This window comes from Paenibacillus sp. FW507-14B1B (assembly GCF_058781425.1).
Genome location: NZ_JBYSWS010000002.1, coordinates 826,448 through 849,995 on the forward strand (window position 1 = coordinate 826,448; position 23,548 = coordinate 849,995).

14 protein-coding genes are annotated in these 23,548 nt (G+C 42.0%); 3 read left to right on the forward strand and 11 right to left on the reverse strand.

The features are described from left to right. Positions 1 to 59: 59 nt before the first annotated feature. From tyrS to AC3WJJ_RS12135, 8 genes are all read right to left on the reverse strand, one after another. Positions 60 to 1,319, reverse strand: coding sequence for a tyrosine--tRNA ligase (tyrS, locus tag AC3WJJ_RS12100; protein WP_492540844.1), 1,260 nt, complete (start codon positions 1,317 to 1,319; stop codon positions 60 to 62). 421 nt (positions 1,320 to 1,740) lie between these two features. Beyond that, the gene (locus AC3WJJ_RS12105) at positions 1,741 to 3,567 is read right to left on the reverse strand and encodes a sensor histidine kinase (RefSeq protein WP_492540846.1); all 1,827 of its coding nucleotides are present in this window, start codon (positions 3,565 to 3,567) and stop codon (positions 1,741 to 1,743) included. 9 nt (positions 3,568 to 3,576) lie between these two features. Beyond that, a complete protein-coding gene (locus AC3WJJ_RS12110) occupies positions 3,577 to 5,151 on the reverse strand; it encodes a response regulator (protein ID WP_492540848.1) in 1,575 nt (524 codons plus the stop codon). Between the two features lie 295 nt (positions 5,152 to 5,446). Beyond that, a complete protein-coding gene (locus AC3WJJ_RS12115; RefSeq protein ID WP_492540850.1) occupies positions 5,447 to 7,144 on the reverse strand; it encodes an extracellular solute-binding protein in 1,698 nt (565 codons plus the stop codon). A 73-nt stretch (positions 7,145 to 7,217) separates the two neighbouring features. After that, positions 7,218 to 8,078, reverse strand: coding sequence for a carbohydrate ABC transporter permease (locus AC3WJJ_RS12120; protein WP_492542032.1), 861 nt, complete (start codon positions 8,076 to 8,078; stop codon positions 7,218 to 7,220). 68 nt (positions 8,079 to 8,146) lie between these two features. Beyond that, positions 8,147 to 9,067 (reverse strand): ABC transporter permease, encoded by a 921-nt coding sequence (locus AC3WJJ_RS12125; protein WP_492542034.1) that lies wholly within the window; start codon positions 9,065 to 9,067, stop codon positions 8,147 to 8,149. Between the two features lie 420 nt (positions 9,068 to 9,487). Further along, positions 9,488 to 14,395 (reverse strand): fibronectin type III domain-containing protein, encoded by a 4,908-nt coding sequence (locus tag AC3WJJ_RS12130; protein WP_492542036.1) that lies wholly within the window; start codon positions 14,393 to 14,395, stop codon positions 9,488 to 9,490. Positions 14,396 to 14,475: 80 nt separating this feature from the next. Next, entirely contained in the window at positions 14,476 to 15,366 is an 891-nt protein-coding gene (locus AC3WJJ_RS12135) for a hypothetical protein (protein WP_492540852.1), read from the reverse strand. Positions 15,367 to 15,649: 283 nt separating this feature from the next. Between AC3WJJ_RS12135 and AC3WJJ_RS12140 the strand changes: the two genes are divergently transcribed. After that, positions 15,650 to 16,450 carry a helix-turn-helix domain-containing protein gene (locus AC3WJJ_RS12140; RefSeq protein WP_422657752.1) on the forward strand — a complete coding sequence of 267 codons (801 nt, stop codon included), beginning with the start codon at positions 15,650 to 15,652 and terminating at the stop codon, positions 16,448 to 16,450. A gap of 111 nt (positions 16,451 to 16,561) precedes the next feature. Beyond that, positions 16,562 to 18,019, forward strand: coding sequence for an MFS transporter (locus AC3WJJ_RS12145; RefSeq protein WP_492540854.1), 1,458 nt, complete (start codon positions 16,562 to 16,564; stop codon positions 18,017 to 18,019). A 71-nt stretch (positions 18,020 to 18,090) separates the two neighbouring features. On the opposite strand, the gene cysI is transcribed toward AC3WJJ_RS12145, so the two are convergent. Together cysI and AC3WJJ_RS12155 are read right to left on the reverse strand one after the other, a co-directional pair. Then, a complete protein-coding gene (gene cysI, locus AC3WJJ_RS12150; protein ID WP_492540856.1) occupies positions 18,091 to 19,851 on the reverse strand; it encodes an assimilatory sulfite reductase (NADPH) hemoprotein subunit in 1,761 nt (586 codons plus the stop codon). A gap of 75 nt (positions 19,852 to 19,926) precedes the next feature. Then, the gene (locus tag AC3WJJ_RS12155) at positions 19,927 to 21,780 is read right to left on the reverse strand and encodes an assimilatory sulfite reductase (NADPH) flavoprotein subunit (RefSeq protein ID WP_492540858.1); all 1,854 of its coding nucleotides are present in this window, start codon (positions 21,778 to 21,780) and stop codon (positions 19,927 to 19,929) included. Between the two features lie 234 nt (positions 21,781 to 22,014). Between AC3WJJ_RS12155 and AC3WJJ_RS12160 the strand changes: the two genes are divergently transcribed. After that, positions 22,015 to 22,536 carry a GNAT family N-acetyltransferase gene (locus tag AC3WJJ_RS12160; RefSeq protein ID WP_492540860.1) on the forward strand — a complete coding sequence of 174 codons (522 nt, stop codon included), beginning with the start codon at positions 22,015 to 22,017 and terminating at the stop codon, positions 22,534 to 22,536. 85 nt (positions 22,537 to 22,621) lie between these two features. Here the strand turns inward: AC3WJJ_RS12160 and AC3WJJ_RS12165 are convergent, their stop codons facing one another. Then, a complete protein-coding gene (locus AC3WJJ_RS12165; protein WP_492540862.1) occupies positions 22,622 to 23,512 on the reverse strand; it encodes a DMT family transporter in 891 nt (296 codons plus the stop codon). Positions 23,513 to 23,548: the final 36 nt, after the last annotated feature.

Consider the following 23,548-nt stretch of genomic DNA (forward strand, 5'->3'; position numbering starts at 1 on the left):
GCCAACACGTCGGTGTGTTAGCGGTTTTCATGATTGATGCTATCTTAATTCTCTGTCTCCTAAGACATCTTCACCAAGCTGTAATTCTTCTTGCCTTTGCGGATGATGATAAAGCGGCCACCAATGGCTTCGTTAGCTGTCACTTCAAAGCCCACATCGGTAACGCGCTCACCATTCATTGAAATCGCACCTTTGGTAATATCCTCACGAGCTTGACGCTTGGATGGTTCAATGCCTAAATCTACAAGCCAGTCCACAATATTCTTCGATTCTTGTGTAGCTTCGAAAGTCGGCATTTCTTTAAAGCCTTGCTCGATTTCATCTGCCGTAAGGGACTTAATATCTCCGCTGAACAAAGCTGCTGTAATACGTTTTGCCTGTTCCAGCATTTCTTCCCCATGCACGAATCTCGTCATTTCCTCAGCTAATGTTTTTTGAGCTTCACGTTTATGCGGCTCAGTCTCCACCTTCTCAGCGAGCTCATCAATTTGTTCTTTGGACAAGAATGTGAAGTACTTCAAGTATTTAACAACATCACGGTCATCTGTGTTCGCCCAGAACTGGTAGAATTCGAATGGCGTCGTCTTCTTCGGATCAAGCCAAATCGCTCCGCCGGCTGTTTTACCGAACTTCGTTCCGTCAGCTTTCAGCATAAGCGGAATCGTAAGACCGAAAGCTTTCGCTTCAGAGCCTTCTTTTTTGCGGATCAGATCCAGACCGCTTGTAATGTTCCCCCACTGATCAGAACCACCGATTTGCAGCTGCACATCTTCATTTTGGTACAGATGCAAGTAATCTAGGGATTGCAGGATTTGGTATGAGAATTCGGTAAACGAAATACCGCTATCCAGCCTGCTCGCTACTACATCCTTAGCAAGCATTGAGTTGAGGTTAAAGTTCTTACCATAGTCACGCAAGAATTCGATCACATTGATTTTGTGCGTCCAGTCATAGTTATTCACCATACGGATTTGATTGTCGCCTTCTGTAACGAAGAGCTTTTTCATTTGCTCAGTCAAGGCATCTACATTTGCTTGAACTTGCTCCAGCGTTTGCAATGAGCGTTCAGCGGAACGACCACTTGGGTCCCCAATCGTACCGGTTGCGCCTCCAATCAGAATGACAGGACGATGGCCCGCAAGCTGGAAACGTTTCAGCACCATGAATGGAATCAAGTGACCAATATGCATACTGTCACCTGTTGGATCTACACCACAATACAAGGAAACTGCCTTCTGATTCGTTAACTCTCGAAGTCCTTCTGCATCCGTCTGTTGATTAATGGCATCGCGCCATTCCAGTTCATCGATAATATTCATTGCCATTCACTCCCTCAATGTTATCCAAATTCTTATTACGAAATATCATGTCACGGTAAACAAAAAAGTCCCTATGTCTATTGTAGACATAGGGACGATTGGACAACCGTGTTACCACCCAGATTGCATAAATGGTCGCTACACTTGAACATACGCCATTCATACCGCTCTTAAGGCGAGTTATCGTTCGCCATTTCCGCTCGGCATTACCCGAGATACTCCAGAGTGTAATTCACGAACTTAGTGTGTACCGGGTCTCATCAACCCCCGGCTTTCTTGGAACAGGGACTAAGCTGCTACTGGGCTCTTTCAACGTATATCGCATATAAGATTACAGACAGTATAGTGAAATCATTTTTCATTGTCAACCGTCCCCTTAATAAACTCTTCAAACTAGGCGTTGACCATTTCTGATTCCAGGTTACTCTCCATCCAAGAACAACCTTCGTTTTTTGGCCGGGAGGCGTATATCCACTGAAGTGCCAATCCCCACCCTACTGAAAATGGAAACACCGTACTGTTCACCATACTGAAGATGAACACGTTGATGAATATTACGGATACCAAATCCGGTCTCACTAACCTCAGAAGTGTTCAGTAGTTCGTTGATACTTGCCTGACTCACACCCATACCGTCGTCAATGACTCGATAGAGAATCTCATCCTTTTCGATTCGTGCAACAATTCGAATATGGATATGATCAGCACCACTCCAGGCATGTTTAAGGGCATTCTCAACGAAAGGCTGGAGGATCAACTTGATTGTCTCATATTTCCACACTTCTACATCAATATCATAGGTTACTCCAAGTCTATTCCCATACTTCACCTTTTGGATATCCAGATAGGCGTTAACCTGTTCAATCTCGGACGAAACAGGAATAAACATCCTTCCTGAGTTAAGGGTTAGGCGATAAAACTTTGCCAGCTCTACGACCATTTTTCTCAGCTTCTCATTCTCTCCGAACTTCGCCAACTGATTAATAGACGAAAGCGTATTGTATAGAAAATGCGGATTAATTTGCGTCTGGAGCATTTCAAGTTCTGCTTCTTTTTTCGCAAGTTCCGTTAAATATACCTTTTCTATCAACATTTCGAAATCCTCGCCCATTTCATTCAGTGCCGTTGCAATTTGCGAAAATTCATCTTTCCCTTTATAAGTTATACGTCGCCGCAAATCCCCTTCCCTAAATGCGTTAAGAATCGAAACAAATTTCATCATACGCTTAGAGAAATAACGAGATATGTATATACCTAGACTGGTAAATAACACGAAGCATATAATACACACACCAATAATGAAGGCCCTAACACGCTCAGCCTCTTGCTTAATAATCGTCAGTGGAACATGAGCAACAATGGTCCAGTCGTCCTTGGGCATATACTCTTTCAGTGTTAAAAATTCATCCGCAGGGTAGTTGTCCTGGAGTGAGTTTACTGTATGCACATTCGATTTATCACCTTGAAACGATGATGAAGGAATCTCTTCTGAAGCATAAATGATTTGCCCTGCTCGATTCTGAACATAGAGCTTCGCTCCCTTACCAAGCTTCCGATAATCAACGCTTTGGAATAACTCATTTTTACTTACACTGAACCTCATAATGCCTTGTTCCCATAGGTCTGCAGATTCTTGTAAATCGATGATTCGGCGAATCATAGATATACGCTTACTGTCTTTGTCCTCCTCTACTTCCATCCACTTTTTTGTAATCCCATATTCCTCTTTCGAAAGTAAGTTATACCAATCTTTATCTTGAATCCGATCCATTTGATAAATATTATACGTCTGTTGATCTTCATAGCGGGAATCCGGTTTATAGGTATAATAGATCTCTGACATTGTGTCATTGTTGGTATATAGAAACAATCGCAGATTAATCCCGATGGATTTAGAGACACTATCCAGCTTAGGGAAAAGCTCTTTTTTAAGACGTGAATATTCCTCATTACTATTCGTTGTCTTCCGTTTCAATTTCTCAACAAAATATTCATCATCATAGATCGTCGAGGAGATCCGCCAAATATCCTCTGTTTTATATGAGACATTGTCTCGAATCTGAATTAATGTGCTTTGAATATTCGCGCTTGTCTGATCCCGCATAGAGGAGTCGTACATAGAGTGGGAGACATATCCGTTAACCGTCACCAGAATAATTATAAAAATAAGATAGGACATCATGAGCTTATACCCTATAGGTATGTAGCCACGTCGGTTTCTGCTCCCTAACACCAATTTCGTTTTCATCATCCCGACCTACTGTACTTTCTTTCGATACTCGAGAGGTGTCATGCCGAACTTTTCTTTGAATTGTCTACTGAAATATGGCAAGTGGCGATAGCCGATCTTATCTGATATTTCATATATTTTCATTCCTGGCATTTTCAGAAGCTCACAAGCCCTCTCCATACGCATCTGGACTAATAACTCGTTGAATGTATATCCTGACTTCTCACGAACTAGATATCCAAAATAACTTGGAGAGAATGAAAACTGCTGGGCAATATCCTTAATTGTAATGTTCTCACTCATCCGTTCTTTGATCGTCTTGATCACGTTACGTATAAACGGACTATCATTTGTATTATGCTTGTAATGAAGTTTCTCTGAAATTTCAAATACGCGATAAAGCAACCATCGCCGTATATCACTAATCGTCTCAAATTGTAACAAGATATCTAACTTACGAATATCAATATCCAGAAGCTCGAAAAGATCCTCGTTTATTGTGCTCAGATATTGATCCAGCTTCCAAATGAAATAACTGGTCAGATTTTGTACGGTGTATTTGGAACGCAGACTTGTTACGGAGCGAAACATTTTCTCTAGTTCATCATAGATTTGGACAAGTTCATAATCTTTAACCGCTTTCATTAATGCGTTCATATGGGCATCAAGCATACGGAAATCAAGCATTACCGGTTCTACACTAATATCTTCATAATTAATTACACCACCCTTACCAAGAAACATTTTCCCTTCAACCGCTTGAATTGCTTGTACGTATGATTCATAGAGTTGAACTGACGAATGTACAGGAGAGCCGAGTCCTGTAGTCACTGAAACAGAGACTCTTCTCTGCGCTGAATCAAGTATTCGGGTTATTGTATCTCGTATTCCTTCGGCTTCAAGAAGCAAGGCAACTCGGTGAGGACTCAGCTTACAATAAGGAACATGACCACCTCGATTCGTGGCTTCATGAAGCTGCTTCATAAAAAGTCTAGAGCCTTCCAGATTCGATTGATTTCTGTCACTGATCCGTGATACGAGATCGAGCTCCATTACCGCTACTCGAACAGGCCATTTCAATCGATGCAAGTCATGGGTTCTCATCAACTTATCCATAAACTCTCGATCTAGCGTATCTTCTCCTTCGAATAATCGAAGCAACATATCGCTTTTCGCTATTGGAATCAAATCCTGATATGCTTCTTCTACTTCCTTAAGCTTAAGCTCTTCATCTAAGTCTCTTTTCACTTTCATAAGTGAAGCGATCAATTCGCTATCTTCCATCGGTTTAAGCACATAGCTATATGCTTTTAAAGAAAGCGCTTGCTGAACATAGCTGAATTCCTGATATCCACTCACAAATATAATTCTTATTTTAGGCTTACGCTGTAGAGCGATTCGTGCAAGTTCCAAGCCAGACATATAAGGCATATTTACATCACTTACGAGAATATCAATGGAATGCTGCTCCAATACCTCACAAGCTGACAAAGCGTTATTCACACACCCCTTCACTTCCATACCTAATTCAGACCAAGGAATAAATCTCTTCATTCCTTCCAAATCTAGCTCTTCATCATCTACCAACAGCACATTATACATAGCCTCTTCCCCCCATGATCCATGCTAAATGTTCCCCTGTTATATCTTGTTCAGCACCTCCAAGTTGTCTGCCACATCCTCATTGGACTGTCAAAATTAATTTGTAAAATTATAACAAGATTTAAATTAGTTTACACTATTATATTTTCATGGACTTTCATTTCCTCCCATCTACTTAAAGTTAGGGTCATGTGTGGTCATCGGCACTAACCTTAAGTAAATGGAGAGAATCCAACCCAAGGGAGCATGATTTCGCACGCTCCACTTGGGATGGATCCTATAACTCATATTACAATTATTCCATGCCAAGCAATTCTTTATTTTTGAGCCATTGCTCCGTACGCCATTCAAGCAACTCATTGTAACCAAGTGCAACAGCGTCTGCTTCCGCTTTATCCAGAATTTTGTCGACATCTTCATCACTCTTCGCTGTTCCAGAAGCAGATAATGCTTGTTGATAAACATCAATAATATTTACACTAACATCTGCAAGTTCTGTACCCGCATCTGGTGTCAAGTTCGTTCCTAGAGCTGTGTGATTATTATGCGTCTTCCATGTAATGGACTCTTGATAACGCGTACTCCACCCTTTTTTCTCAAAAGGTTTATCCGATTCATATTTCACTTTAACCGGATCGATATAACCTGCGTTCGCTGTAATAATTACTCGGTCATTACCTGATTCAAACTCTGAAACTTTAACCGCATCGTAGGCATCCGTAAAGATCGGTTGATCGTTCTCATCTAGACCGTCCCAATACAAGCCCTCAGGTCCATAATACGTCGTAGCCATACCTTCTGGCCCGGTCATCCAATCCAAGAATGCGAAGATTTTCTCCGGCTCTTTAGCAGCAGTCGTAATGACAGTGACGTTCCAGCCTAATTCGTCATAACTGCCTGGGAATACTTTGTTTTTATCCAATCCTGCCTTGTGGAATGGCCATGTCACGAAATAACCTGCATCCGGATCCTCTTTAGATAGACTCGCATCGGCTCGGGATGAAACAGCCATTGGACTCGCGCCAGCAAAGATAGCTACCTTACCCGTCATTACTCTTGCGTGAACCTGCTCCCGTGTTGTTGTAAACATATCCTGATTAATCAGCTTTTCACGATAAAGTTTGGAGACAAATTTCTGAGATTCACGGAATGTTGGATCAGTAAACAGGGATACCAGCTTATTGTTGTCGTAGTCAATAACGGCCAGTGTGTTCGAGTTAAGCGACCTGTAATAAGCGTTTTCTTGGTGGCCCGTATAGAGCATACCAATGCCTTGAGCATCTAGGGCACGTTCGGGGTCAAAAGGAACAACCTCGTCACCATACTTTTCTTTAACTTTCACGAGGTAGCTGTATAAGTCGTCCATCGTTTCCAAAGGTGGTGAACCTAATTCTTTGTATATCTTTTTGTTCACGACATAACCAGCACTTCCGTTAGGAATTTTGGTGTAGTAATTCGGGAATTGATACAGCTTACCATCTGATGAACGAAGCAAGTCGGCAGCGTCCGAACTCAACCATTTTTTTAGGTTAGGGTACTTTTCCATATAATCGTCTAAGGCAACAAGCTTGCCTGCTTTGATAAGCTTTAGAAAATCTCGATGGTTTCGATCTCCATACATGAGATCAGGAAGCTTATTGTCCGCCATCATGGTAGCCACTAGCTGATCATTGTTCCCACTAGCAAGGATTGGTGTAATATTCACTTTCTTGTTTTCCTTTAAGTATTTCCAGAGAGGAACGTCCTCCATCTTCTCCGGGAAGTCCTGCCAACTATAATGGGTAAATGCCGAGAAGTTTAACTCACTCGATCCAAATTCCCAAATATCCGCGGGCTTTTCACTTGATGGTTCCTTGTCTGTATTTGAGGTGTTTGTTTTAGAAGAATTCTTGTCAGTCTCTGGCGGACTTGCCGATTGGGTGCAACCTGCAAGTACAGTCGTCAGAAGGAATAGTGCTGTAATCATCAATAGTAGTGCTTTTCTTTTTTTCACTCCTTTATTTCCCCTCTCCATTAATTTAATTTATGTCCAAAGCGACACTGCGCCTCAAACCGTAGGATACGTACTACTCTTTCAATGAACCCACCATAACGCCATTAACAAAATATTTTTGAACAAATGGATACACCGCAATGATCGGTAACGAGACAACCATAATGGTCGCGCTTATGAGTGACTTGGAAGTGATATTCCTCTTGTCCAACCTTTCCTGTGCCAAACTGTCAGCCCCGATCGCCTCATTAAGCAGATTGGCATTCAATATCCGCCGTAGTATCGTCTGAATCGGCATTAAGTCATGGTTCGTTATATAGATTGTCGGGACAAACCAGTCATTCCAGTGTGAAATAGCAGTGAATAATCCTAGTGTAGCTATAACAGGCCCCGAAAGGGGGAGCACGATTCTAAAGAAAACACCCCAGTTGCTGCATCCATCAATCTGAGCGGACTCTTCAAGCCCATTGGGTAAACTTTTAAAAAATGTACGAAAAACAATCATATTCCACACGCTGATTAATCCAGGAATAATAAATACGAGGAAATTATTCATTAGTCCTAATGATTTGATAAGAAGAAATGTAGGGATAAGACCCCCACCAAAATACAGCGTAAAGATAAAAAACACGGTGAAAAACTTCCGACCAATCAAATGTGATTTACTCATGCCATAAGCCAGTAATGATGTCATGAATATGGCAGCGATCGTACCTATCACCGTTCGAAGAATACTAATTCCGAAAGCCTGAAGTAATCGTTCATTATTAAATACGATCTCATAATTACTCCATGTAAATTCTCTAGGCCAGAACGTAACCCCACCTTTTGACGTATCCAGCCCTTCATTCAAGGAAACGACAAGCGTGTTCCAAAACGGATATAGAGCAGAGAAGGATAGTAGAATTAGGAATACGTAAATCGATACAACCATGGCGCGGTCACCATACCCCAAACGCTTGAATGCCAACGAATGTCAACTCCTCTCTTAAAAAAAATGACTCACCATAGACTATTTCCCGATCTTCTAGCCAAGTAGTTCGCTATCGTTAATAAAGTGACACTTACAACTGCACGAAACAATCCGACAGCTACACCAAAATCATATCTCTGATTCTGTAAACCTACCCGATACACATACGTATCAATAACGTCTGACACCGGTCGTAAACTCGGGTTTTGGGCCAAAATTAAGATATCTTCAAACCCTGCATTCAGTAGATTCCCCATCTGTAAGATCATAAAAATGATAATGACAGGCATGATCGTCGGAATCGTGATCAGATAAATTTGTTTAAATCGGCTCGCTCCATCAATTTCCGCGGCTTCATAAAGACTCGGATTAACCCCCGCGATCGCAGCCAGATACAGAATGGAGTTAAAACCAATATCCTTCCACACATTGGTTGTTACAAGAATCCCCCAGAAATACTCTTTCATCGAAAGAAAGTTAATGGGTTCATCAATGGCTCCAATTCCTTTCAGTAACATGTTAATGCTTCCATTTTCCGTTGACAGCAGGCTCATCACGATACTGCCTACGATAACCCAAGACATGAAGTATGGCAGATATGTAATCGTTTGGATGGTTCGCTTGAACACTCGGTTACGTACCTCATTCAACATGAGAGCTAGAATGATCGGTGCGGGAAAACCGATGATAAATTTCAATAAACTGATAGCAAGCGTATTCCTCATGATGGTTCCAAACCTCGGAGCATTAAAGAATTCCTCAAAGTGCTTAAATCCTACCCATGGATTATCAAATATCCTTGCTCCTGTAAAAATGTTATACTCCACAAACCCTGTCAGTAAGCCGTACATGGGAATGTAAGCAAATACAAAAATGAGGAGTACTCCTGGCCAGACCATTAATTGAAGATCGACCTGCTTCCACCAACGCTGCAGAAAGCTCTTCTTCATCTCTGTTCGATGTTCTGGCGGGATATTTGTATACTGTCCCCTGGTCGTTGCCTGCGACATGACCGTCCTCCCATACTAAAGTGTTATTGTTCCTTTTTTATCACCGGCGAAAGTGCTAACACTTGTTCCAATTGGAATGTTTTTCCTTAGCGTTACACCTATTGTACTTCCTTCAAATTCATGGAACGAGACCATAGGAACATGATTTTTTGCGTTTACACATTAACTTTTTTTCAGGAAATTATAAAAATTAACGATGGACGAAAATTAACCCTTAAATCTGTAATTAATGATAGAAAATTAAAAAAACACGACCCATTGGATCGTGCAGATATAACGTAAGCAGCCCTCATCCATGTTCTGAATGAGGGCTGCTAACAAATTCAAATATAGTTCCTAGTCATTTAACTTTCGTCGGTCTTACTCCACCATTTTACGAGCAACAAATCCAAGATCCACGATATCAATCTTGCCATCGCCATTAACATCCAAGTGCTTAATTTGTTGCCAATCCGTGCTGTCAGATGTTTTGCCGTAATGAGCCGCGATCATAGCAAGATCTCCGATACTTACCTTGCCGTCATTGTTAACATCTCCTGGAATTCCCGGAGGTGATGTCTCTGGTGTAATCTCAATGTTGATTGAAGAAGAAGAAGCCTTTATTTCTTCCCCTGTATCATTCCCCATGGTTGTGTCGGTCACGGATACAGATGCCATAACAGACTTCTCCACGGTAGCTGCTTTAAAAGTCAGATTTAGCAGCTGACGATCTGCGGTAATGGCATTGTCCGCTCCTGTACTCGCCATGATGAACCGCAGCTTACCAGGTGTAGACTTTACAACTTCTACGAGACTTACACCCTCTATCGCTGACGTAGCCGTAATGAATTCGAGCAGTTGAGGATCATAATCCATCTTGATATCGAGTGCATAAACATTTTGTTTCACATGGTTTAATCCCAAGTTAACATTAAACTCTTTACCAGATTGAATGCTGCTGACCGAAGTCAGTGTTGTTATTGGTGTATTGGGCTCTGGTGTGACTGTGTCTTTCGTTGTAATCTCGACTGAGGCAAATCTTGATTTGGAGCCATTAACATCAACAGCTCTGACTTTAATGGTATAACTAGTATTGGCTGTCAAACCTCTCAGGTTATAACTCCAGTCATTAACCGTATCTAACAAAATATTGTTCAAGTACACCTCGTAGCCAATAATCCCCTCATCACTTGTGGATGTTTCCCAAGTAATTGTAGCCGTTGTATCCTTCACATCAGAAGCCATAAGATTCATAGGCACTGTCGGTAGAGCCTGATCATCTGTGATGACAATGCTTACTGGATCGCTCTTCCCAGATTCATTCCCCGCTCGATCAATCGCTGTGACAGTGACTGTATAATTGGTGTCTACAATGAGCCCCTGAATCGTAGAGAACGTCGTACCCGCGCCATTCACATAAATGACCTTGTCGCTGTTTCCATCGTTTACGTATACGTTATAGCCAAGAACATCATCATCTGCTGGAGCTGTCCAACGTACGATTACCGAGTTTTGTGTCATACCATTCTCATCAATCGTAACTCCTGTAGGTGCAGCAGGAGGAGTAACGTCACTTTCAGCTCTCTCGTAGCCCGTTAAACGAATTTCTGCAGCCGAAGCAAATAGTTTATTACTTTCAGCACTAAGCGTTTCAACTCCGTAAAGGCGGATTGCCTTCGCAGCCACAGGAGCAAATTGAACATCCTGCCAGCCGGAGAGATTCCAATCACCCGTTCCACCTGGCACATCTATGAAATCTGTGCCGTTTGTGCTGTATTGAACTCTATATTTGTGGATGATTCCGTTATTTCCGCCACCTGTCCGAGGCAGATACCTTAATCCATCGACCATATAAGGCTTATCGGATAGAGTCAGTGTAATATAAAGATTCTCACGGACATCGCCCTTCCACAATGAATGCCATATCGTATTTGGATTGTTGTCCAGAACCAATCTGGCAGGTCCTTCATTTGCACCGCCGTTAGGCTCGGCACTACCAGCAGTTGCGGTTAACTGTGCAACTGGGATATCCCGATCACTAGATCCTGCATTATGAAGCATCGTAATACCGTAAACCATTGAATAACTTCCTTTTTCAAACTTAACGAGATCGCCAATGCTAACGGTATCTGAACCGCTAAGCTCTTTAGATCCTCGGAGCACGGTTACCTTAAGTCCAGAATTATAGATGAGGTTACCGAGCATCTTATCTACCGTCGTTGTCTGATCCTGTGGTATACCAATGGTCTTTCTGGAAAGATCCACATTATAAACACTGGAATAAATCCACAGAAGGTCTGGATCATGCATGATCGAGAACGTATAACTAATTGCTGTACCCTCTTTCTCAAGCTTTAAAGTATCACCCGTCTTAACTTCTTTCGATCCAGAAATCTCTTCGAGGCCACGATAAATCTTTAAATTCAGACCTGGATCATAGACGAGATTCGAGATGATTGAATCGACAGCCAGTGATTCACTATCGAGAATGGTTATGGTCTTGGATTCCTGATGCACTAAATATACAGGCGAATCTACATTCAAAGAGAATGTTCCAGACTCATACGCTCCAATATCAGGAATTCCTACAACCTGATTACCGAAGTAGTCCCTTCCCCCATTATCCGCTATTGGCTTTCCTGCATTTATCGCTGGAGAACCAGGCTGTAGATGGTACCCTGACAGGCTTGAAGGGTCAACTGGCTTTCCAACTCCCGTTCCTCCCTTACCAGGTTCCACAAACATCGGATCTGCTGTAATCACACCGCTATCGTTCGAAGGCGTATTCTTGAAGTTATAGAACAGATTGTTCTTCCAATCGATGTTATGCTCGCTAAAATTCTTCTCTTCATGCGGCGTAGTCCCAGGATAATAAAAGATATTATTGTAGAATTTAGCATCGGAGATACCGCCACTACCATACATAAACTTCTTGTATCCATCTGCTTTCATGTATACCGTATTATTGTAAGCCATAGCGCCAAAGGATCCCGTTCGCCAGTCGATCACACCGTGTTCAGTGTCATCGTTCTGGCTAATGTTGTACCTGAATATGCCGTTAAACCCATACAAGGTAGGTGTATTACACCACATAAACGTTCCGCCCGCATTATCGTGCACATAATTGTACTGCACCAATGTACCATCATTCAGCGCATCGATTTCAATACCTTGCCCGTCTCCCGCACGTTTTGTATCATATACTTCATTGAACTGGAAGGTCGTATTGTCCGAATTCCAGTTAAACAGTCCCACAGCATAGGAGCCGCTGGAAGCAGCACGATACACGAGATTATTTTCGATGACTGCATCTTTATTGTTATCTATAATCGCACCATCGCCATCAATATCATAAATGAGATTATTAGCTAGATAGAAATCCTCATATGGCTTCCAAGCGTACCCCGCTCTACCCGGTGCATGATTACTTGGATAGGGTCCCCATTTGGTATCGGTCGTCTCCGCTCTACGGGCCCACACGGATACAAAATTCACACCTGAACGTCCTAAATCATATAACTCACTATTCGTGATACGAATGTCATTAATCGAAGTCGGAATATGCTCTGAAGCAGGAGTGTTTGGCTTGGCCAGTACCTCCATCAGAATCCCTCCAGACGATTTACCCTGATTCGTATCCGGTCCATGGAACCCGTGAATAACAAGGTTGTCAAAATAGAAATGATTTAGGTCTCCTGCGTCCTCTCCCGTAATGTTAATTCCTCTACGATACACTTGAGAATCGGGCTTATGGGTAGGCCCAGAAAGCTCAAGATCTCGAACTTCCCAATATGCCTGATTGTAGAATGAGATCACATTATTAACGGTAACCGTCCTGCTAAATTCCGCACTCATCAGTGTGGCTGACCAGTTCTGATCACTAGGTTGAAGCACGGGTCTGTTCCCATTCTCATCCCCATAACTAGCAACAACAATTGGATATCCATCCACTCCAGAACCTTTTGGTTTAAATGCCCCCTTGAATATATCACCTTTCTTGAAATAGATATGGTCGCCTGGCATAAATTCAATTGTATTCAACTTGTCAATGGTCTTGAACGCTTGGTCAGGGCTAAGTCCATCGTTAGTGTCAGATCCTGAATTTGCGACATAATAGCTAACACCTTCTGCTACATCAATCGTAAAACTTGCTGTAGTCTTCTCTCCCTGATAGCTTGCTTCGATTGTAATCGCCTGCTCTGATGCACTAGACGGAAGACGATTAAAGTTAAAGGTAGCTTGAAGCTGATCACTGTCATAAGCAAAATCTTTCGTATCTAAAGTTAAAAATTCACCTTCGTTTATTTTGTATTTAAAGGTAAAGTCGGACGCCACAGGAGCAGCTGATGGTTTCTGGTCCAATACGGCTGTAAGCTTACCATTCGTAGCGGATAAGCTCTTTATCTTCGCTGTCACCACTTCTTCTCCAGAAGCAGCAATAGGGAAATCTAGTGTCAGCGTTGTATTCACTTTATACTTCACATATACCGTAACCGTCTGGTCTACGGGCTGAGCCGGAATTGGATCAAATTTCATTGACAATACCTTGTTATCCGCACTCATATTTGATTCTGTGATTGTTATTGGTATCATCAAGTTCGGATTAAGTGATGAAGAATATGAAATTTCAAAATCATTGGCCGTTGGATTTGATGCCGCACCATTGAATACCGTTGTTATCATCCCATTCTCAACGTTCACTTGTTTCAGATCACTCTTTACTGTCAATTTCGCATTGTCGATGTAAAAGTTGTTTCCTGCCTGATTGGATTCAAGCCATGCGAATAAGCGCGCACGATCCGTACCTGTAGGTGTAAACTGTATCGAATACTGTGTCCACTCATTTTTTGTTGCCTTAACCGTAAGCTGTCCGCTTCCATGATTTTTGACACCGATCTGCATAGAGCCTTTAGACACATTGTCAGCCTTCACCCATACGGAGTATTCATAGGTTAAGCCTGGTTGTAACCCTTTGACATCCTGCTCCAGTGAACCACTAGCCGTAGCACTTTTAACTGCAGCATTTCCATCATAAGCGGTCTCAGCCCCCGTTACTTTTACAGGGCCCTTGTAAGCATACCAATTGTTAAAAAACTCTTTTACGGAGCCATCATTAGAAACTAATTCCGCATCTTCAAAGCTAGGATTCTTAAGTAGATTCATCTCTTCTAAGTTGACGCTAGATGCCGCCATCGTTGAGTTCTGCGGAAACATGGAAACGAGCATTGTAAACACGACGGACAAGACCAAACTTCGTTTGAATAAGTCATATCTTCGTTTTATATTCATCCACTTCAAACCCTTCCCCTATAAAATCTAACATTATTTGTAAACGCTTACTAAAATCCTGATAATGTAGCACTTTCGTTTTATTTCTCCGAGAATACGACTGCATTATGATCACTGATTTCTTGCAACAACTGTTTATAGTAACCACTTTTCAAAAAATCACTAGTGATTGCAATTTGTTGCTGTTCAAAATCGGTTTGTACATCCGTTCGAGAAATAATCTTTCCTGTTCTCTGCGAATCTCCGAAAGTATAGGAAAAGGTTTGACCCACTTTACCTACCCTCAGTATTTCCGCTAGCTCGGAATCCGCATTGTTCAAGGAACTTAATTGACCCCAGTCGATCGTATGCTCTTCCGTATTCCCTTGATCAGTAATGGAGTAGACGATCTGCTCCGCGTGATTGTACAGTGCTTTGTTCTCTTCAAAGTAAGCCCGCGCCTGCTGTAGCAAAGACTCATCTGCGTTGGCAGATAAGTATTCAATGATCCTCACTTCAAGATTACTAGCAACATATTGATAGTAGCTGTATATATCGAATTGTTCCGGACCATATAAGGCTTTACCATTCTTCTTATCTAATTTCCGCTGTGCATTCTCCATCTGCATCTGATCCTGCAAATATGAAAAAGAATAGGGTCCAATAAGCCCTAGTTTATTCCCTAAAAAAAATTGTGCATTAATGCGACTGGCTATTTCCTTCGTTAACTGGTCCAGCTGGCCACGATTGTCGATATCATCTACTTCTCGTCTTGCTAATTGGTTATAAAACGCCGCCTCCGTTTGCTCGATGACACGAGTAAATCCGGAATAAGAAAGGATCTGTTCTGTGATTCCAGGTTCGTTCTTTTCCTCATCTGGCTTACTAAGAAAACCTACAAGCACAACGACTGCTGCCAAAGAATATGCAAGTCCCATAACAACCCACAAAGGGGATTTTCGCTCGGATCGAGAACGATTCTTGTGTGACATCATGAACACTCCATTCTAAGGTTGGGATAAGCAATATGTAGAATTTCAACCTCCTTGTATTTTAAATAGACTATTTATACTTAAGTATGTTATGGGCATCCGCTACTTCTGTAAATCAATATTCGTGCAACAAAGTTATAAAAATGCAAATCCCCCCTCATACATCACCTATAAATCTAATCGTGGAAAATCGACAGATTCTGCGCTTTCTCCGTGATATAGTATTGATCAAATTACGGCCTTTAAGGGTAAACAAATGAGAATAACCGAGAGGAGTAAACTTATGTATTTTGATTTTTATTCGGTGAATGACTGGATCAAAACGTATCCCATGAGTGTGAAAACCGTCTATAAATTGCACACCTTGCCTGACTATGACATTAATCACCGGATTATCGAGAGCAATAAATACATATTATTTTACACTCTTGATGGTGAAGGAAGTATTCAGGTAGACGGACAAGGGTTTACGGTTCAATCTAACAGCCTTATTTTTGCAAACGCTACCAAATCACTAGCCTACCAGTGCTCGGGTGAGCAATGGAACTTCTGGTTGTTCGAGTTCAAGACTGAACCCTTCTTATTAACACCTAACTACATCTATCACACTCCCTTCAAAATGAACTACTTTGATCTGTGCGATCAAATTCTACTTAGTCTAAAAGAAGATCGGCAGCAACTTGCCTCTGCTTATTTCTACCTTTTCTATTCTGTACTCGTAAGTACGTTGGAAAGCGGTGGGAACTCATTCAATATGAGTGTCATTAATAAGAGTCTTGAATATATGAAGGAAAATATCATGAATTTCTCGGTTCAATCTCTCTCCCAATATTTAAATGTTCCGATACGGACTCTGTTCTATATATTCAATAAAGAAGTTGGAACTTCACCGAATCGATATTTCCAAGGGATAAGAACAGAGCTTGGAAAAGAATACTTAGAGAGCACCAACCTGAGTATTTCAGAGATATCCCACCACTTAGGTTATTGTAGCTCAAGTCATTTTTCTACCGTGTTCAAGCAATTTGTAGGTGTTAGACCCGCGCAATACAGACGTGAGTTCGAACTCCGAAATTTAGGTTAGCACCACAACGGAATACATGTAGACATTTTGACATATTTCAAACTCCCTTACTTGCCTCCTAAAATGTTAGAATAGAATGATCCGTCACAATATACTATAGGAGCAAGATAAGTGAGAACACATCCAATCTATTTTTTACGTATAGCAGGTCTTCTTGATGGGATATCGTTATTAGTACTACTGGGTATCGCCATGCCCTTGAAATATGTTTGGGGGATCGATCAAGCCGTATCGATCACTGGCAGTATTCATGGTGGGATATTCATGTTATATGCCCTGTCCATCCTATATGCTGCAGTTCGAGTGAAATGGAGCTTTTTCTGGCCTGTTACTGCATTGATCGTAGCCTTTATACCATTCGGTAATTTCGCGCTAGACTGGAAGCTAAAGAAGGTGCAGAGCAAGTTTAGTGTTAAGCCTTTTAACTATGCCCTGCTTGTGTACAGCATCGTATTCTTCTCATTTTTCGATCTATTCTCGCAGCTGCCAGTGATGAGTACATTTGCAGCTTCTGTTGGGGCAAGTGCATTTATTGTAGGATTTGTCATCGGCTTATACTCGTTAGCGAATACCTTTGGCAATATATTATCCGGCATCCTAACAGACAAGTTTGGTCCTTTCAAAATCTTAATGCTCGGATTGATTCTATCAAGCTGTGCGCTGTTGTTATATCATTTCGTAGAAGAGCCGACATTCTTAATTATAGTCCGAATCATACATGGTTTTGTCTCCGGGATGATTGTTCCGGCTGCCTTTACCTTCTCTGCGAATACAACGATTAATGAGCAGCAAGGAAAAAAATCGGCTTTAACCGGCACATTTGTCGGACTTGCCGCCATTATCGGTCCAGCATTTAGCGGAATCATGGCAAGTAAAACCTCAGTTCCTTTTGTATTTACATGCGTTGCACTGATCGGGTTCGTTCTTGCGATCGTTTCTGCTATCTTCCTGGGCAAGTATAAGCCTATAAAGAAAGAGAAGAATGAGAGCAGCAATCTTACATCAGCTTCAATTTTTAATTCTGGTGTCGTTAAGGCGTATGCGGGGGCCTTCTTCTTAATGTTCTCCCAAGGCGTCATCGCTTACTTGCTGCCTCTACATGTTCAGACCCTTGGATATGATTCAAAACTAAGCGGTACGCTAATGAGCACATTCGGAATTATTGCTGTTCTCGTATTTGTTCTGCCAACAAATCGCATATTCGATCGCGTGGCCTCTTCGATAACGATGGCCTTAGGCATTGGATTCATGGGAATCAGCCAGCTGCTTATTGGTCAGTCTACATCCACAACAGCTCTTTATTTCGTATTAGGTCTCTATGGTATAGGTTTCGCTTTCTTATTCCCATCGATCAATACGATGCTCATTAAAGCAACACCTAAAGAACTCCGCGGAAAAGCCTACGGTTACTTCTACGCATTCTTTTCATTAGGTGTTGTTGCCGGATCTACCGTGTTAGGATGGCTGCCATTCAACATCGTTGGAGGATTTACATTTACAGGTATCCTACTTCTCTTATTTGCAGGTGTCGTCGTCTTTACCAAGCAGAAACAAAGAGCACTAACATAGATTGCTCATCAAAAAAACACGCCCCTCTTGAAAGGGCGTGTTTTTTTCAATTATATTGATTTATCTTCTGTTTATCCTTGAATGGCAGCAGCTGCACGATCATGAAAGTTCATGCCGTCCGTCACGGCCTCTACATAGCCAGCGCGGATGACAAAATCACCAAAGTGCTCACCGTCTTTACGTTCAGCAGCATAACGCTGAATGATCGGCTTTAAGGTATCGATGATTTCTTCTTCACCAATATTTTCACGGTACAACTTACTTAGTCGATCCCCAGAGAATCCAGCACCCATGTACATATTATATTTACCAGGTGATTTCCCAATAAACGCGATTTCACCTAGAGCAGGACGTGCGCATCCATTAGGGCATCCCGTCATACGAATATTAATTTCCTCATCCCTTAAGCCAGCTTCCTCAAGAATCGGCTCCAGCTTGTCGATCAGGGTCGGTAAGTAGCGTTCTGCCTCTGCCATAGCCAGACCGCAAGTCGGGAGTGCGACACATGACAACGCACTGCGGCGCAGAGCCGAATACTGCGTCCCTTCTGCAATACCGTATTCCTGAAGTATAGCTATAATTTTCGTCTTTTTCTGACTACTCACGTTAGCAATTACAAGGTTCTGATTAGCCGTAAGACGAAAATCTCCCGTATGGATCTTCGCGATTTCACGCAGCGCGGTTCTGAGCTTATAATCTTCAGAATCCACAATTCGTCCACTTTGAATGTACAGCGTCAAATTCCATTTGCCATCCTTACCTTTAATCCAGCCATATCGGTCTCCTGTATGATCGAACTTGAATTCACGGGCAGCCTCAAGCTCCCAGCCAAGTCGATCATGGAGTTCATCTACAAACCAATCTAGGCCGTGACGATCAATCGTATATTTGAATCGCGCGTATTTACGAACTGAACGATTTCCATAATCTCGCTGAATCGTAACTGTCTTCTCTGCTACATCCAGTATACGATCCGGTGTTACGAAGCCAATAACGCGGGCCAGCTGTGGATACGTAGCGGTGTCACCATGGGTCATTCCCATACCGCCCCCAACACTGACATTAAAACCAACAAGCTTGCCTTCTTCAACGATTGCGATAAAACCAAGATCCTGTGAATACACATCAACGTCGTTGGACGGCGGTACTGCAATACCGATCTTAAACTTCCGTGGCAGGTATACAGGGCCATAGATAGGCTCAACTTCATCAGTAGTAGTACCGTTCTGCTCCAGACTGTCTACAACCTTCTCTCCATCAAGCCAGATCTCATGGTATGCAGGTGTCTTTGGCGCTAAATGTGACGTCAACTGCTGCGACCAATAGAATACCTCACTATGAATTTCGGATTGATAAGGATTCGGATTACACATCACATTACGGCTAACATCACCGCAAGCCGCCAGTGTCGTAAGTAAGGCTTCATTAATTTCTTGAATGGTTTTTTTCAAATTCCATTTCAGTACACCATGCAGTTGGAACGCCTGACGTGTTGTTATACGAAGACTTCCAGTTCCGTACTTGTCAGCTAGCTCATCCATAACGAGCCACTGTTCCGGGGTAGATACACCTCCCGGTGTAACAATCCGAAGCATAAATTGATAGTACGGCTCGAGCTTTTGTTTCTCCCGCTCATTCCGGTAATCACGATCATCCTGCATATAGCTGCCGTGGAATTTAAGCAACCTGTTATCAAGCTCAGGTAATCCACCTGTAATTCGGTTAGCAAGTGACTTCGTCAACGATCCACGTAAATAGTTACTTTCTTCCTTCAATTGTTCTACATCGCTCGGAGGCCCGCCAATTGGCTCTACCTTATGTTTTTTTGCCATTGCTAATAGCTCCTTTACCCCATGATTTGTTTATTCACTTATTTCGATATGAAGCGTCCGCTATAGCTAAAACACTTAGTATACGTCACGTTGGTATCGTCCTTGCTCTTGTAGTTCAGACAGATATGTCGCTGCTTCTTCCGGAGATTTCCTTCCGTACTGACCAATAATCGCAAGCAAAGCAGCTTGAACATCATGCGCCATATGCTTCTCGTCGCCACATACATAAACATGAGCACCTTTCTCCAGCCAATCGTAAAGCTCCTGACCATTCTCCAGCATCCGCTGCTGCACATAAACTTTCTCATCCGTGTCTCTCGAGAAAGCAACGTCCAATTTCGTCAATACACCGTCACTCAGCATTCGCTGCCAGTCTGTCTGATACAGGAAGTCTGTTACAAAATGTCTATCACCGTAAAATAACCATGAATCTCCGGTGGCACCAAGTTCCTCGCGTTCCTCAAGAAAAGCACGGAACGGTGCAACACCCGTACCAGGTCCCACCATGATTACAGGTGCTTCCGGATTAACCGGAAGCTTGAAATTCGGATTTTGCTGAATGAAAATCGGTAGTTTATCACCCGGTTCTAGTCGCTCGGACGTAAATCCAGAGCAAACGCCCTTGCGTTCACGACCATGAGCATCGTATTCCACTTTCCGAATCGTTAAATGTACTTCCTCTGGATGAGAATTCGAGCTACTTGCTATGGAATATAACCTTGGCGGTAACTTACGGAGTATCATAGCAATATCACTTGCTGTGAGTGTCCAAGGCGCATAATCATGAAGCAGATCAAGCAGATCGCGTCCATGAATATAAGCTTTCAAATCTTCTTTATTCTCTGGTTTCACCAGTTCTGCCAGTTGGCTGTTTCCGGAGAAGGCAGCCGCTTTCTCAATTAAAGGTTTGGTTAACACCGTAATCTCATAATGATGTAGAAGTGCCGCTTGCAGAGAAGAAGTTTCTCCTGCCTTACCGATGACAACGGTCTCCTCCGGATCCCATTTTAAAAATGAAATAATATCATTCACTAAAGCCGGATCGTTCTGCGCATATACACCAACTGCATCTCCTGGTGTATATGTCAGTCCGGAATCTTCAAGCGAAAGTTCAATATGCCTAGTCTCACGGTCCGAACCTCTGCCATTCAGATTTATATTTTCCAACACTTCGGCCATAAATGGGTTCGTTCGCGTATACTCTGATGAATCAGCAGCAGCGATAGGTGTGAATGCAGTTGCAGATGCCATTTGTGAAGAAACCGATGTATGAGCTGTACTCACTGCACTATTAATAGCTGCAATCCATCCCGCAGCTGAATCCTCAAAATCCACATCACAGTCTATTCGGTCTACAATTCGTTCTGCACCAAGTTCAGCAAGCCTTGTGTCAAAATCCTGTCCAGTCTTACAGAAGAATTCATAAGATACATCCCCTAGGGCAAGAACTGAGAATTTAGTATCATCCAGTCTAGGTGCACGCTTGCTATTCAAATACTCATAGAAAGTCAGCGCATTATCGGGCGGGTCGCCTTCTCCATGTGTACTGACAAGAATAAACAGATAACCGGCTTTCTTGAGATTATTCGTCTTGTATTTGTTCATTGCAGACAACGTAACACTAAAGCCTTGTTCCTTGAGACTGTCAGCAAGCCTGCCTGCTAATCTCTGCGAGTTACCGGTCTGTGATCCGAATAATATGGTCGCTTCGCGCGGAACTTGAGGTACGACTGCCGCTGCAGGTGCCTCCAATAAGTCCGTTACAGCCAATTCCGATGCAACAGTGTTAACATTACCAGTACCAGCATGATAAAACGTTAAATATCCACCTAGCCAATTCAATTGGGCCTCCGTTAATGTTGGGAGCAGCTTATTGATTAACTCTGCTTGCTCGCTTGTAAACGGACTATTCGTCACTTGAAGTTGCAACAACATCCACCTCACATTAATATGTATAAATCCGACCGTATTACTTTGTTTTAATCTACATTTATACTAACTCAGTCTCATGAAAGGTTCAATGTGTTCTTTAATATTTTTTTATAATAATTCCCAAAATAATTATTTAGCTTGCTTCTTCACAGAACTGCGAGTCCATTCCCCCGCTATTTGTTATCATCTTCTCTATGGAGTAGACTGTATTTTAATACAAGGAGGTTAATGATGAGTATTATTATTAGACAAGAAACTACCGACGATATGAATGAGGTATATCATGTTGTTGAAAAAGCTTTTGAGAATGCAGAACACTCCGACCATGACGAACATCATTTAGTAAACAGGCTTCGAGGTAGCTCCAACTTCATACCAGAACTCTCACTTGTTGCTGAATACAATGGAGGTATTGTCGGCCATATTCTGTTCACAGAAATAACCGTTGGAGATGATACCTTGATTGCTTTGGCACCTGTTGCTGTGTTACCAGAAATGCAAAATAAAGGCATTGGAAAACGCCTGATTATAGAAGGTCACAACATTGCTTCAAAGCTTGGGTACAGAGGTTCCGTTGTTCTCGGTCATGCGTCGTACTATCCAAAGTTCGGATATAAAAAAGCGAGTCAATATGGCATTACAGCACCCTTTGAAGTTTCAGACGATAACTTTATGGCACTAGAGCTTATAAACGGAGGACTTTCAGGGGTTCAAGGTGTTGTGGAATACGCTAAAGAATTTTTTCAACAGTAGATCATTTTGAACATGTATTTAAAAGAATTCTATTAAAAAACCAGATACCACATGAATGTGGTATCTGGTTTTTGTCTTTAATCTTCTACTTCTTCGGAGTATGCGCTATTTGAGTTTTACGTTGATATGTGGATAATAAAACACCGCCTACAATGAACATTGATCCTAATAGTTCTACTCCAGCAATTGGTTTGTACAGTAATATGAATCCCATAATCATGGCAACAAAAGGCTCTAAGTTAGATAAAATGGACGCCTTCGAAGCATCAACATGGCGAATGTTATTATTCCAGATCAGTGTGGCAATACCATGCACTAAAACCGCTGTTCCAATGAGCAGTAGCCAAGCGTAGGAATTCGTACTTATTCGCACTAAAGGATCTGCGAAAAATGCAAATGGTATAGACACGAAAAGTCCCACTACGTTGGAGTAAAAAGTGATTGTTAGTGAATCGACTTTTTGTGAGAGGACCCTGGTCATCACGATCATGATTGCAAATGTTACCATGGTTACAACAATCCACATCAATCCTTTTTCAAAATGCACAGATGATAAGTCGCCTTTCGCAACAACAAAATAAATCCCGATAATGGCAACGATAGAACCGAGAAGCATACGTATCGTTAATTTTTCCTTTAGGAAAACAGCTGCCAAGAACCCTGTTAATATAGGAGTCGTTGCTAAAATTAAAGCAGATGTTGTTGGATCTGCCGTTTCTAGACCAACAAAAAAGGACCATTGATTTATAAATACCCCAATCACACCTAGCACAATTATTGAAATAAATTCAGATCTATTCACTCGTTTGAAATGTTTTTTATACACAGACAAACCAAGTAACAAAATAACTATAAATAAAAGTCTCAGTGATGTTAATAAAGATGGAGAGAAATCTTGGACTAGCATCTTACCGAATACAAAATTACTGCCCCATATGACTACACATAAAGTGAGCCAAAGATAAGATTTGAACATTTATTACACTTCTCCTTAATCATGCTGTTTTTATCT